The following is a 12,689-nucleotide window of genomic DNA, read 5'->3' as shown; positions in this document are numbered from 1 at the left end:
CCTTTCAGGCGGCGTTAATTACAAATTCTTCAATCGCCTGCCGGTTGCTCCACGACTTGGTCAGCGCAGCGGCTTCCGTCGCGCTGACCCAGCGATAGGCCAGATGTTCGGTGAAAGTAATCTCCCGCTCATGAGGCAGCGCAAGACAGAACCAGAATTCCGTATTGCGCTCTACACCCGGCGCATAGCGATGACGCAAATGAGAAAATATCTCGAACTCCACCGTGCGCTGACAGTCGATTAAGGTCAGTTGCTCGCAGGCAACGTCAATGGCGACCTCTTCCTTTACTTCACGCGCGGCGGCCTGCAGCGCGGTCTCTCCAGCTTCCAGGCTGCCGGTGACCGACTGCCAGAACGCGGGATCGTCGCGCCGCTGCAACATCAGCACCCGTTTCGTATCTTCGGCGTAAATCACCACCAGCACCGAAACGGGCAGCTTAAATGACATATTACTTGTTCTCCAGAGACGCTTTTGCCTCTTTCTCCACAACCTGAATACCCAGTTCACCGAGCGCCGCAGGATTGGCGAAGCTTGGCGCTTCGGTCATCAGGCAGGCGGCCGCGGTGGTTTTCGGGAAAGCGATAACGTCGCGGATGTTATCGGTACCGGTCAGCAGCATGGTCAGACGGTCAAGACCGAAGGCCAGACCTGCATGCGGCGGCGTACCGTACTTCAGCGCATCCAGCAGGAAGCCGAATTTCTCACGCTGTTCCTGTTCGTTAATGCCCAGAATACCAAATACGGTCTGCTGCATCTCGCCGCGGTGGATACGCACCGAACCGCCGCCGACTTCATAACCGTTAATGACCATATCGTAGGCGTTGGCCACGGCCTCTTCCGGGGCGGCTTTCAGCTCATCCGCGGTCATATCTTTCGGCGAGGTGAACGGATGGTGCATCGCCGTCAGGCCGCCTTCGCCGTCGTCTTCGAACATCGGGAAGTCGATCACCCACAGCGGCGCCCATTTGCTCTCGTCAGTCAGGCTCAGGTCTTTACCCAGCTTCAGACGCAGCGCGCCCAGCGCGTCGGCCACTACTTTCTTGTTGTCGGCGCCGAAGAAGATCATGTCTCCATCCTGCGCGCCGGTGCGGTCAAGGATCGCTTCCACGATTTCAGCGGTCAGGAATTTGGCCACCGGGCTGTTGATCCCGTCCATGCCTTTGGCACGCTCGGTCACTTTAATATAGGCCAGCCCTTTCGCGCCGTAGATCTTCACAAAGTTGCCGTATTCGTCAATCAGCTTGCGGGTCAGAGAGGCCCCGCCCGGGACGCGCAGGGCCGCCACGCGCCCTTTCGGATCGTTGGCCGGGCCGGCAAAGACCGCGAATTCCACAGACTTCAGCAGGTCGGCGACGTCCACCAGCTCCATCGGGTTACGCAGATCCGGTTTATCGGAGCCATAGCGACGTTCGGCTTCGGCGAAGGTCATGATCGGGAACTCGCCCAGGTCGACGCCTTTCACTTCCAGCCACAGCTGACGCACCATCGCCTCCATGATCTCACGCACCTGCGGCGCGGTCATAAAGGAGGTTTCCACGTCGATCTGGGTGAATTCAGGCTGACGGTCGGCACGCAGGTCTTCATCGCGGAAGCATTTGACGATCTGATAGTAGCGATCGAAGCCGGACATCATCAGCAGCTGTTTGAACAGCTGCGGCGACTGCGGCAACGCGTAGAATTTGCCTTTGTGCACGCGGGAAGGCACGAGGTAATCGCGGGCGCCTTCCGGGGTGGCTTTAGTCAGCATCGGGGTTTCGATGTCGAGGAAGCCATGGTCGTCCATAAAGCGGCGCACAAAGCTGGTAATTTTCGCGCGGGTTTTCAGGCGCTGCGCCATCTCCGGACGACGCAGGTCGAGGTAGCGGTATTTCAGACGCGCTTCTTCGGTGTTGACGTGATTGGAGTCCAGCGGCAGCGATTCTGAGCGGTTAATGATCGTCAGATCGGAAGCCAGCACTTCGATAGCGCCGGTGGCCATGTCCGCGTTGATGTTTTTCTCTTCACGCGCGCGAACGGTGCCAGTGACCTGAATGCAGAACTCATTACGCAGTTCAGAGGCTAACTTCAACGCATCCGCACGATCCGGATCGAAAAACACCTGAACGATGCCTTCGCGGTCGCGCATATCGATAAAAATGAGGCTACCGAGATCGCGACGGCGGTTGACCCAACCACACAGAGTCACCTGCTGCCCAACGTGGGACTGTCGAAGCTGTCCGCAATATTCTGTACGCATGAGATATCCCTTAACTTAGCCGTCGGCGGATTGTCGTCTGCCCTGCAGGCGACGAGGTCGCAGCTTTAGCTGATGTCACAACTGAATGAAAAAAGGCGGCTATTATACTGGAAATTCTGTCGTTCGATAAGTCCGACGCACGATGTACGCTGCTTTGCTGCGCGCTTAACGTCCACACTCACATAAATTAACAAAATTTGTTACTCTTTTGCTGAAGCCGCAAAGGTATTGTAGCCGCCTGACAACAGATGAAGATACGGGGATACCATGTTAGAACTCAATGCAAAAAACACGGCGCTGGTGGTAATCGATCTGCAGGAAGGCATTCTGCCTTTCGCCGGCGGCCCGCATCGGGCTGACGAGGTGGTGGCGCGCGCCGCTCGCCTGGCAGACAAGTGCCGGCAACAGGGTTCGCCGGTCATCATGGTCCGCGTTGGCTGGTCGGCCGATTTCGCCGAAGCGCTGAAACAGCCTGTCGACGCTCAGGCCGGGGCGCATACGCTGCCCGAAAACTGGTGGACCTACCCGGCCACGCTGGGTAAGCAGGAGAGCGATATCGAAGTGACCAAACGCCAGTGGGGCGCGTTCTATGGCACCGACCTTGAGCTTCAGCTGCGCCGCCGCGGGATCGACACCATTATTCTCTGCGGCATCTCCACCAACATCGGCGTCGAATCCACCGCCCGCAATGCCTGGGAGCTGGGTTTTAACCTGGTCATCGCCGAAGATGCCTGCAGCGCCGCCTCCGCCGAGCAGCATCAGGGCAGTATGACGCATATTTTCCCGCGCATCGGCCGGGTGCGCAGTACCGAGGAGATCCTCACGGCGCTATGATTTATATTGGGCTTCCCCAGTGGTCGCACCCGAAATGGGTGCGCCTTGGCATCACCAGCCTTGAAGAGTACGCCCGCCACTTTAACTGTGTGGAGGGCAACACCACCCTGTATGCGCTACCAAAGCCGGAGATTGTCGCCCGCTGGTACGAACAGACTCACGATGACTTCCGCTTCTGCTTCAAATTTCCGGCCACCATCTCGCACCAGGCCGCCCTGCGCCATTGCGACGAGTTAAGCAGTGAATTTTTTGCCCGCCTGGCGCCGCTGGCCTCGCGCATCGGCCAGTACTGGCTGCAGCTGCCGGCGACGTTCGGTCCTCGCGATCTCCCCGCGCTATGGCATTTTCTCGACGGACTGCCGAAGGATTTCACCTACGGCGTCGAAGTTCGTCATCCCGAGTTTTTCGCCAAAGGGGAAGCGGAACAGCAGCTCAACCGCGGGCTGCACGAGCGTAACGTCAACCGCGTGATCCTCGACAGCCGCCCGGTCCATAGCGCTGCGGCCACCAGTCCGGCGATGATCGATGCCCAACAAAAGAAACCGAAGGTGCCGGTACATGCGGTGATGACCGCCCGGCAGCCAATGGTGCGCTTTATCGGCGGTGACGATATGGCCCATAACCGGGAACTGTTTCGCGTCTGGCTGCAGACCCTGGCGAAGTGGCATCAGTCGGGGACCCCGTGGTTGTTCCTGCATACCCCGGACATTGCTTTCGCCCCGGCGCTGGTGGATACCCTGTGGGGTGACCTGCGCGCTGCCCTGCCGGCGGCAGGAAATGCGCCGTCGATTCCGCAGCAATCTTCTCTTTTCTGATATCCTGCTATCATATCCGGAGCCATCTGCCAGAGTTAAAGGGAGTTTTCGTATGGTCAGCGCGCTGTATGCCGTTTTAGGTGCGTTATTGTTAGTGAAGTTCTCATTTGACGTGGTGCGTCTGCGCACCCAATACCATGTAGGCTACGGTGACGGCGGCTTTAGCGAGCTGCAGGTTGCCATCCGCGTTCACGGCAATGCCGTCGAATATGTGCCGATTGGCCTCATTTTGCTGTTATTTATGGAGATGAACGGCGCTCAGACCTGGATGGTGCACGTTTGCGGGATTTTATTGATTGTCGGGCGACTGATGCACTCCTGGGGCTTTCATCACCGCGTCTACTACTGGCGCCGCTCCGGCATGAGCGCCACCTGGTGCGCGTTGTTGCTAATGGTGCTGGCCAATCTCTGGTATATGCCCTGGGAGTTGGTTTTCTCCCTCCGTTAGCGCACAATACGCCGTTTTCGTTTTTTCGGGTTTAACGTTATGTCTCACCGCGATACGCTTTTTTCCGCGCCGATTGCCAGCCTCGGCGACTGGACCTTTGATGAACGGGTTGCTGAAGTCTTCCCCGATATGATCCAGCGTTCTGTGCCCGGCTACTCCAATATCATCTCGATGATCGGCATGCTGGCCGAGCGCTTCGTTCAGCCCAACACTCAGGTTTACGATCTTGGCTGTTCGCTGGGCGCCGCCACCCTCTCCGTGCGCCGCAATATTAGCCATCCGGACTGTCGCATTATCGCCATCGATAACTCGCCCGCGATGGTGGAGCGCTGCCGTCGCCATATTGACGCTTATAAAGCGCCGACGCCGGTCGAAGTGATTGAAGGGGATATCCGCGACGTGACCATTGAAAACGCCTCGCTGGTGATCCTGAACTTTACTATTCAGTTCCTTGAGCCGGGCGATCGCCAGGCGATCCTCAATAAAGTCTATCAGGGGCTGAATCCGGGCGGCGCGCTGGTGCTCTCGGAAAAATTCAGCTTCGAAGACGCCCACGTTGGCGAACTGTTGTTCAATATGCATCATGACTTTAAGCGCGCCAACGGCTACAGCGAACTGGAGATCAGCCAGAAACGCAGCATGCTGGAAAATGTGATGCTGACGGACTCTGTCGAAACCCATAAAGCCCGCCTGCGTCAGGCTGGGTTTGAACATGCCGAACTGTGGTTCCAGTGCTTTAACTTTGGCTCGCTGGTGGCCGTGAAAGCCGGGGAGCAGGCATGATCGACTTCAGTAACTTCTATCAGCTGATCGCCAAAAGCCCGCAGTCTCACTGGCTGGAGACGCTGCCTGCCCAGGTAGCCGCCTGGCAGCGCGATGCCCTGCACGGCAAGTTTCGTGAATGGGAGCGCGCCGTAGAATTTCTGCCGGAGCTAACGCCCTGGCGTCTGGATCTTCTGCACAGCGTCACCGCCGAGAGCGAAACGCCGCTCAGCGAAGGCCATCAGCGGCGGATCGAAAATCTGCTTAAAAACCTGATGCCGTGGCGCAAAGGCCCTTATTCGCTGTACGGCATCAATATCGATACCGAATGGCGATCCGACTGGAAATGGGAGCGCGTTCTGCCGCACCTGTCCGATCTCACTGGCCGGACTATCCTCGACGTGGGCTGCGGCAGCGGCTATCACATGTGGCGGATGATCGGCGCCGGCGCACATCTGGCGGTCGGTATCGATCCCACCCAGCTGTTCCTGTGCCAGTTTGAAGCGGTGCGTAAGCTGCTCGGTAACGACCAGCGGGCGCATTTGCTGCCGCTGGGCATCGAGCAGCTGCCGGCGCTGGAGGCCTTCGACACCGTGTTCTCGATGGGGGTGCTCTACCACCGCCGCTCGCCGCTGGACCATCTGTGGCAGCTGAAAGATCAGCTGGCGCCAGGGGGCGAGCTGGTGCTGGAGACGCTGGTGGTTGAAGGAGATGAAAATACGGTCCTGGTACCGGGCGACCGCTATGCGCAAATGCGCAACGTCTATTTTATCCCCTCGGCGGCGGCCCTGAAAATGTGGCTGGAGAAGTGCGGGTTTATTGACGTGCGCATCGTCGACGCCTGCGTCACCTCGACAGAGGAGCAGCGACGCACCGAATGGATGACGACCGAATCGCTGGCCGATTTCCTCGACCCACAGGATCAGCGCAAAACGGTGGAAGGCCATCCGGCGCCATTACGAGCTGTGATCATTGCCACCAAACCGGAAACCCAGCAGTCGCTGGCGAAAAAGGCGAGATAAAAAAAGGCCCCTGTTTAATGGGCAGGGGCCTGGTACGGGCAATCATCATATTGGGCGACATGATGTGCAGCAAAAAACCGTTTAACTTCTCCTGGCGGAGATAATCCTTTTCATCTCCGCCACCGCTGCGCCATTCACGGCGTAGCGTCTGTATTCATCGGCATCGGGATCGGCTGACATCGAAACGCCCGGATGACGAAAGCGCATTTCCGACGGCAACCAGTGACCAGCCGAGCTATGGACCTCTTTCACCCCCGCCTGCAGAAACAGCGGCAGGTTCGCGGCGCGGACTCCCGCACCGGCCATAATGATTGGAGTATCCCCTGCGGCAATAAGTTCCGTAATTAATGAAATACCTTTCTCCGCCGAGGATTGCTGACCGGAAGTCAGGATACGTTTGACCCCCAGCGTCCCCAGCGTTTTCCAGGCCTGACGCGGGTCAGCGCACAGATCGAACGCGCGATGAAAGGTCACCGCCAGCGGCCCGGCCGCGGCCATTATTTTTTTCATCCGCGGGATATCGACCTGGCCATCAGCATCCAGCACGCCGGTCACCAGCCCGGGAAAGCCCAGATCCCGCACCATGCGAATATCGTTAAGCATCGCGGCGAACTCTTCCTCGGTGTAGCAGAAATCGCCGCCGCGCGGGCGAACGATCGGATGCACCGGGAGGGTAATCGCCTCGCGGGCCGAGACCAGCACCCCATAAGAGGGGGTTAATCCCCCTTCCTGCGGCGCGGCGCAGAGTTCAATACGATCGGCGCCGCAGCGCTCAGCCTCCCGGGCGCACGCCACGCTGTAGCAACACACTTCCAGTACCGCCATTCCTCTCTCCCTGATCCAGACAACCTTTGCAGCATGGCACGATTTCACGCGGCAGACGCCGCGCGGCTTCACACTGTTACGTATCGGCTTGCTCGCTGGCGACGATTTGTTCAATAGACCACGGATGAAATTTGACCGTCACGCTGCCGTCGGTCACCGCCAGGGTGGGGTTCGGCAGGCGCTCATGCTCCCCTTTCGGCGAGCTGGTTTTGACCACGATCCCCGGCTGGCTGAGTCCGTCATCGGCCAGCAGCGCCAGCGCGCGGGCATTTAAGGTTGCCGGATCGCCGGGCAGGACGATTTCGATATGCTCCCAGCCTTCATGGGGATAACGCTTTTCACCCGGCCACGGCAGCTCAACGATATGGAAGCGCCAGTGCGCCACGCAGACCGGCTCCGCCAGTTTGAACAGGCAAATGGGCCGGCCGTTGATCATATTCTCCGACAGCAGGGTGCCGCACTGCTCCAGACCGCGGCGCCAGCGTTCCGCAGTGGTATTCTGATGACAGCGCAGGGAGATATGGTCGGCGTCGAGCCCGGCGATCTCCAGTCCCAGTCGCGCAGTGAAGCGCTGAAGCGCATCGGAAAATCGCGGGAGATCCGCCGTAATATCGGCCAGTTGTTCATTTTGCTGCCAGTTTGCCATGGGTTTGCTCGTCAATAATGCTCGTCAGTAATGAAAAGGTAATTTACCGTGTTTCGGCCTGCGGACCAACCGCCGCCCCGCTGATGGGCAACTGACCGGCGATGGATTGCGCACGCCGCCGCGCCGCGCGCAATGCTGACGGACGGGGACAAATGCAGTATACTCCCGCCCTAATTTGTCCACATTATGGCGCCGCCTCCCTCGGGGGCAGGCGCATTACACGTAAGGTATTCCGGTGAATATTCAGGCTCTTCTCTCAGAAAAAGTCAGCCAGGCCCTGATCGCGGCAGGCGCGCCTGCCGATTGCGAACCCCAGGTCCGCCAGTCAGCAAAAGTTCAGTTCGGCGACTATCAGGCCAACGGCGTGATGGCTGTCGCCAAAAAGCTGGGTATGGCGCCGCGACAACTTGCAGAGCAGGTACTGTCTCATCTTGACCTCAACGGCATTGCCAACAAGGTTGAAATCGCCGGGCCGGGCTTTATCAATATTTTCCTCGACCCCGCGTTTCTGGCGGACAACGTCAACCGCGCGCTGCAGTCTGAGCGCCTGGGCGTCACGAAACCGCAGGCGCAGACTATCGTCGTCGACTACTCGGCACCCAACGTAGCGAAAGAGATGCACGTCGGCCATCTGCGTTCGACCATCATTGGCGATGCTTCAGTCCGTACCCTGGAGTTCCTGGGTCATAAGGTGATCCGCGCCAACCACGTCGGCGACTGGGGCACCCAGTTCGGGATGCTGATCGCGTATCTGGAAAAACAGCAGCAGGAAAACGCCGGCGAAATGGCCCTGGCCGACCTCGAAGGTTTCTATCGCGAAGCGAAAAAGCACTATGACGAAGACGAAGCCTTCGCCGAGCGCGCGCGCAGCTACGTGGTTAAGCTGCAGGGCGGTGATGAGTACTTCCTGCAGATGTGGCGTAAGCTGGTCGACATCACCATGTCGCAGAACCAGATCACCTACGATCGCCTGAACGTCACCCTGACCCGCGATGACGTGATGGGTGAGAGCCTGTACAACCCGATGCTGCCGGGGATCGTCGCCGATCTGAAAGCCAAAGGGCTGGCGGTTGAGAGCGAAGGCGCTACCGTGGTCTTCCTTGATGAGTACAAAAACAAGGAAGGCGAACCGATGGGCGTCATCATCCAGAAAAAGGATGGCGGCTACCTCTATACCACCACCGATATCGCCTGTGCGAAGTATCGCTATGAAACGCTGCACGCCGACCGCGTGCTCTACTACATCGACTCTCGTCAGCACCAGCACCTGATGCAGGCGTGGACCATCGTGCGCAAGGCAGGCTACGTGCCGGACTCCGTGCCGCTGGAGCACCATATGTTCGGTATGATGCTGGGGAAAGACGGCAAGCCGTTTAAAACCCGCGCCGGCGGTACCGTGAAGCTGGCGGATCTGCTGGACGAAGCGCTGGAGCGCGCCCGTCGCCTGGTGGCCGAGAAGAACCCGGATATGTCGGCTGACGAGCTGGAAAATCTGGCGAAAGTGGTGGGTATCGGCGCGGTTAAATATGCCGACCTGTCGAAAAACCGCACCACCGACTACGTCTTCGACTGGGATAATATGCTGGCGTTCGAAGGCAACACCGCGCCGTATATGCAGTATGCCTATACCCGCGTGCTCTCCGTGTTCCGCAAAGCCGGCATCAACGAAAACGCGATGATCGACGCGCCGGTGGTCATCGCCGAAGATCGCGAAGCTCAGCTGGCCGCGCGCCTGCTGCAGTTTGAAGAGACCCTCTCCGTGGTCGCTCGCGAAGGGACGCCGCACGTGATGTGCGCCTACCTCTACGATCTGGCGGGCCTGTTCTCCGGCTTCTACGAGCACTGCCCGATCCTCAGCGCGGAAAGCGAAGAGACCCGCAACAGCCGTCTGAAGCTGGCGCTGCTCACGGCGAAAACCCTCAAGCTGGGTCTTGATACCCTCGGTATCGAAACCGTCGAGCGTATGTAACAAGCAACCCGGCGAAAGCCGGGTTAGTTTTATTCGGCGCCTCGCCAGCGGGGCGCCCTGCTCAGAAGTACTTGCGTAGATACTCCGTCAGACAAAGGATCGCCATCGCCTGACCGTAGGGCATCGAGGTAAGCGGGATCTGGCGATAAAAGTCGAGGTCTGACCCCATCCCGGTGCCAAATGAGGTCTGCAGCAGCTCCCCCTGCGGCGAAATATTCTGCACAATCCCGCGAATCGCTTTTTCAGCCACCCCGGCGTAGTGCTGCCCGACGTAACGCTTGCGCACCGCTTTGAGAATGCCGTAGGCAAAGCCGGCGGTCGCCGAGGCCTCAAGATAAGAGTGCGGGTCGTCCAGCAAGGTATGCCACAGGCCGCTGTCGTCCTGGCATTTTGCCAAGGCGGCAATCTGTGCGTCGAGGACTGTAATCAGATAGCGCCGTACCGCGTTCCCCTCGGGGAGATCCACCAGTTCCAGAAAATCCGGGATCACCATGGTGAGCCAGCTGTTGCCCCGCGCCCAACGCGCCCGGGCAAAGTTATGCCGCCCCTCATAGTTCCAGCCGTGAAACCACAGCCCGGTCTCCCGGTCCATCAGGTTCTGCACATGGAGCAGGAACTGGTAGGTTGCCTCCTCCACATACTGCGGGCGGTTAAGCAGCTTGCCAATTTTGGCTAACGGCAACACGGTCATCATCAGCGTGTCATCCCACATTTGCTGATGGTTCTCCTCCGCCAGAGTCATGTGCTGCATACCGCCCTGCTCGGTGCGCGGCATCTCGTGCATCGCCCACTCCGCCCAGCTCTCCAGCCACGGCAGATACGCCATACGGCCGGTCTCTTCAAAGCGGTAAGCCAGGGTCAGAAACGGGGCCATAGTATTGACGTTTTTGGTCGTTGCCCCCTCGGCGAAGCGGTCGGCAAACCAGCGATCGATGATATCACGCATCTCGATATCGCCGGTTTGCTGGTAATACTGATAGATGCCGTACAGCCCAACGCCGTGGGTCCACTCCCAGCCGGCCCAGCCTTTGGTATCGATCACGCGCCCGTCATCCAGGCGTAGTAAAAATTGCCCGCTCTCATCCTTAATATTCACCAGGTTTTGCGTCACGTTGCGGATCAGCGCCTGCAGTTCGCTGCGGGCGATAAAACGTTCAGGCTGACGCAGTAATGGGCTATGTTTGACCGGCCAAACTTTCATGTTGTTAACCTCGGGTATATGTCGAATTCAAAGCGCCGCCCTTAATGAGCGCCGGGGCAGCAGGTTTATGACGATTCAGATAGCCAATATTGTTATTGCCCCACAGACAGTCGTAAGGCATCCCCGCCAGCAGCTCGACCACCGCACGGTGTTCCGCACTGGTCTGTTCCGACTGAGCGTAGCCGAGCTCGCGCATTCTGAGGGTCTCGCTGCGCAGGACGCTGTGGGTGTGCAGGTTGAGTTTGAAGCGCAGCGAGACGAGGAAGCCGCAGGCTAACACCACCAGAGTGCCGACGCTGAGGATCAGCAGAATGGTATGGCTGACCCCTTCAGGCTGTATTTTTTGCCCGGAAACAAACCCCGACAACTGCATAATGATCCCCACCAGCATCACCGCCCCCGCCTGCGAGGCTTTGCGGGTCAGAGTCATGATGCCGGCAAAAATCCCCTCCCGGCGCTGGCCGGTGATCGCTTCGTCGACGTCGGCAATATAGGTGTAGGTATTCCACGGTACGTAATTTATCCCGCCGCGTCCCAGTCCGGCGACAGCAGAGATGAGCAGCAATAAGGAATAGACGTCGCTCAGTCCGGCGTAATAGAGCAGCGCGTAGGAGAGTGAGCTCAGGCCAAACAGGACCACCACCATGCGGTACGACGGCGCGGGGCCAAAACGAATGCACAGCGGGATCATGGCGATTACCGCAATAAACTGGAAGATGGCCATCGTCCCCAGCAGGTTCGAGGCGACGGCGGCTTCCTGCATCAAAACAAAGACCACGTAATAGGTAAACACGGCATTGAAGACGTCCTGGGCGATATAGCCCCCCAGATACATGCCGAGGTGCTGGCGGAAAATTTTTATCCGCAGCGTAGAACTCAGCTCAATCACCAGGCGATTGAGGCTCTGAGCAAGGGTTAAGTTTTGTTTTTCCGCTTCCGCCCGCAGGGCCGCTTCCGACCACGCCTCCCGCGGTCGTTCCCAGGTGAAACACCAGACCAGAGTCAGCATCACCGCGCACAGCACCGAGAACACCAGGCTGGCATAGAAGAACGAGCTGGCATTATCTTTGCCGAGCCAGGAGAGGAGGATCCCCGGCAGGAAGGAGGCTAAAATCGCCGACATCTGCGCCATCGAAATGCGCGCGCCGGAGAATTTGGTTTTCTGTTTAAAGTCATCGGTCATCTCCGGCACCAGCGTCTCATAGGGCACCAGAATCATGGTATAGACCATATCAAACAGCAGATAGGTCGCCAGGTAGTACCAGAAGCCCATCTCGCCGACCCACATCGCTGAATAGCTGAATACGCAGGGGATGCCGAGCAGAATAAAGAATTTTCTGCGGCCGAAGCGCTTACCAAGCCAGGTGGTGCCAAAGTTATCGGTGAGAAAGCCCATCAGCGGGCTTACCACCGCGTCCAGCACGCGGGCGGCAGCAAAAATAAGCGTGGCCTCAATCGGGGTCAGTCCGCAAAAGGTCGTGTAAAAGTAGAGCAGCCATGCGGCGGTTAGCGCCGTCGTGCCGGCGCCGAGAAAATCGCCCGCGCCGTAGGCCAGATAGTTAGCCAGTCCAATTTTTCGTGTTTTCATCGCCGTGATCCTGTGTCTTTTTTTAAAAGAACGCCGACAATCGTTCCGGATTTGCCACCGGAAGGGAGTGGGTACCTGGCTACACTAAAAGCTGTGAAAGGAGGTTACCTTTGTACTTTTGCCACGGAACAGTCGCCGGTGGCAAAATGACAAAGAGATGACGTCGCCACTTCACTCATTTATAAAACAGCATTTCTTTTTAATCAAAAGACAGGTTCATTGATGTGATCTGGCTGGAAGGTCGCCGACTGACGAACAGGCTCGCAAATCCCGGGATCGGCCCTTGCGCAGTCGGGGAAACAGGAGTAAAGAATGGAAGAAAGGGTTATTCCGCGTATCTCA

At 58.3% G+C, this 12,689-nt stretch carries 12 protein-coding genes; 6 read left to right on the top strand and 6 right to left on the bottom strand.

The window, feature by feature from the left end:
• Window positions 1-4 precede the first annotated feature (4 nt).
• Both nudB and aspS read right to left on the bottom strand, forming a co-directional pair.
• Window positions 5-448 carry a dihydroneopterin triphosphate diphosphatase gene (nudB, locus tag OHJ17_RS09185; RefSeq protein WP_002911477.1) on the bottom strand — a complete coding sequence of 148 codons (444 nt, stop codon included), beginning with the start codon at window positions 446-448 and terminating at the stop codon, window positions 5-7.
• A 1-nt stretch (window position 449) separates the two neighbouring features.
• Entirely contained in the window at window positions 450-2,237 is a 1,788-nt protein-coding gene (gene aspS, locus OHJ17_RS09180) for an aspartate--tRNA ligase (protein ID WP_002911479.1), read from the bottom strand.
• A gap of 267 nt (window positions 2,238-2,504) precedes the next feature.
• Between aspS and OHJ17_RS09175 the strand changes: the two genes are divergently transcribed.
• Genes OHJ17_RS09175 through cmoB form a run of 5 tightly spaced genes read left to right on the top strand, consistent with a single transcriptional unit; the run spans window position 2,505 to window position 6,118 of the window.
• Complete coding sequence (locus OHJ17_RS09175) at window positions 2,505-3,071, top strand: hydrolase (RefSeq protein WP_004145564.1); 567 nt, start codon at window positions 2,505-2,507, stop codon at window positions 3,069-3,071.
• On the top strand, window positions 3,068-3,886 hold the full coding sequence (locus OHJ17_RS09170) for a DUF72 domain-containing protein (protein ID WP_002911483.1): 819 nt from the start codon (window positions 3,068-3,070) through the stop codon (window positions 3,884-3,886). The genes OHJ17_RS09175 and OHJ17_RS09170 overlap by 4 nt, the downstream gene beginning before the upstream one ends.
• Window positions 3,887-3,938: 52 nt before the next feature.
• Window positions 3,939-4,334 (top strand): MAPEG family protein, encoded by a 396-nt coding sequence (locus OHJ17_RS09165; protein WP_002911484.1) that lies wholly within the window; start codon window positions 3,939-3,941, stop codon window positions 4,332-4,334.
• A 39-nt stretch (window positions 4,335-4,373) separates the two neighbouring features.
• Window positions 4,374-5,117 (top strand): carboxy-S-adenosyl-L-methionine synthase CmoA, encoded by a 744-nt coding sequence (cmoA, locus tag OHJ17_RS09160; protein ID WP_004175417.1) that lies wholly within the window; start codon window positions 4,374-4,376, stop codon window positions 5,115-5,117.
• Window positions 5,114-6,118 (top strand): tRNA 5-methoxyuridine(34)/uridine 5-oxyacetic acid(34) synthase CmoB, encoded by a 1,005-nt coding sequence (cmoB, locus tag OHJ17_RS09155; RefSeq protein WP_039817831.1) that lies wholly within the window; start codon window positions 5,114-5,116, stop codon window positions 6,116-6,118. Before cmoA ends, cmoB begins: the two co-directional genes overlap by 4 nt.
• A gap of 81 nt (window positions 6,119-6,199) precedes the next feature.
• On the opposite strand, the gene cutC is transcribed toward cmoB, so the two are convergent.
• Window positions 6,200-6,943 (bottom strand): copper homeostasis protein CutC, encoded by a 744-nt coding sequence (gene cutC, locus OHJ17_RS09150; RefSeq protein ID WP_032412571.1) that lies wholly within the window; start codon window positions 6,941-6,943, stop codon window positions 6,200-6,202.
• A 76-nt stretch (window positions 6,944-7,019) separates the two neighbouring features.
• Window positions 7,020-7,589, bottom strand: coding sequence for a VOC family protein (locus OHJ17_RS09145; RefSeq protein ID WP_002911491.1), 570 nt, complete (start codon window positions 7,587-7,589; stop codon window positions 7,020-7,022).
• A gap of 235 nt (window positions 7,590-7,824) precedes the next feature.
• Here OHJ17_RS09145 and argS point away from each other — a divergent pair, with 235 nt between their 5' ends.
• Window positions 7,825-9,558, top strand: coding sequence for an arginine--tRNA ligase (gene argS / locus OHJ17_RS09140; RefSeq protein ID WP_023157960.1), 1,734 nt, complete (start codon window positions 7,825-7,827; stop codon window positions 9,556-9,558).
• A gap of 61 nt (window positions 9,559-9,619) precedes the next feature.
• Here argS and OHJ17_RS09135 read toward each other — a convergent pair whose 3' ends face one another.
• Together OHJ17_RS09135 and OHJ17_RS09130 are read right to left on the bottom strand one after the other, a co-directional pair.
• Window positions 9,620-10,759, bottom strand: coding sequence for a beta-galactosidase BglB (locus tag OHJ17_RS09135; protein WP_004184668.1), 1,140 nt, complete (start codon window positions 10,757-10,759; stop codon window positions 9,620-9,622).
• A gap of 4 nt (window positions 10,760-10,763) precedes the next feature.
• Entirely contained in the window at window positions 10,764-12,347 is a 1,584-nt protein-coding gene (locus OHJ17_RS09130; RefSeq protein ID WP_002911499.1) for an MFS transporter, read from the bottom strand.
• Window positions 12,348-12,689 lie beyond the last annotated feature (342 nt).

Source organism: Klebsiella sp. KP20-425-1 (assembly GCF_025813515.1).
GTDB classification, from domain to species: domain Bacteria; phylum Pseudomonadota; class Gammaproteobacteria; order Enterobacterales; family Enterobacteriaceae; genus Klebsiella; species Klebsiella pneumoniae.
This window is presented reverse-complemented; position numbering and strand designations above follow the sequence as displayed.

What these genes read in the sequence shown, in the direction of transcription:
- nudB (WP_002911477.1), bottom strand. Translation starts at nt 448, where the DNA reads ATGTCATTTAAGCTGCCCGTTTCGGTGCTGGTGGTGATTTACGCCGAA.
- cmoB (WP_039817831.1), top strand. Translation starts at nt 5,114, where the DNA reads ATGATCGACTTCAGTAACTTCTATCAGCTGATCGCCAAAAGCCCGCAG.
- aspS (WP_002911479.1), bottom strand. Translation starts at nt 2,237, where the DNA reads ATGCGTACAGAATATTGCGGACAGCTTCGACAGTCCCACGTTGGGCAG.
- OHJ17_RS09130 (WP_002911499.1), bottom strand. Translation starts at nt 12,347, where the DNA reads ATGAAAACACGAAAAATTGGACTGGCTAACTATCTGGCCTACGGCGCG.
- OHJ17_RS09145 (WP_002911491.1), bottom strand. Translation starts at nt 7,589, where the DNA reads ATGGCAAACTGGCAGCAAAATGAACAACTGGCCGATATTACGGCGGAT.
- OHJ17_RS09170 (WP_002911483.1), top strand. Translation starts at nt 3,068, where the DNA reads ATGATTTATATTGGGCTTCCCCAGTGGTCGCACCCGAAATGGGTGCGC.
- cmoA (WP_004175417.1), top strand. Translation starts at nt 4,374, where the DNA reads ATGTCTCACCGCGATACGCTTTTTTCCGCGCCGATTGCCAGCCTCGGC.
- OHJ17_RS09135 (WP_004184668.1), bottom strand. Translation starts at nt 10,759, where the DNA reads ATGAAAGTTTGGCCGGTCAAACATAGCCCATTACTGCGTCAGCCTGAA.
- cutC (WP_032412571.1), bottom strand. Translation starts at nt 6,943, where the DNA reads ATGGCGGTACTGGAAGTGTGTTGCTACAGCGTGGCGTGCGCCCGGGAG.
- OHJ17_RS09175 (WP_004145564.1), top strand. Translation starts at nt 2,505, where the DNA reads ATGTTAGAACTCAATGCAAAAAACACGGCGCTGGTGGTAATCGATCTG.
- OHJ17_RS09165 (WP_002911484.1), top strand. Translation starts at nt 3,939, where the DNA reads ATGGTCAGCGCGCTGTATGCCGTTTTAGGTGCGTTATTGTTAGTGAAG.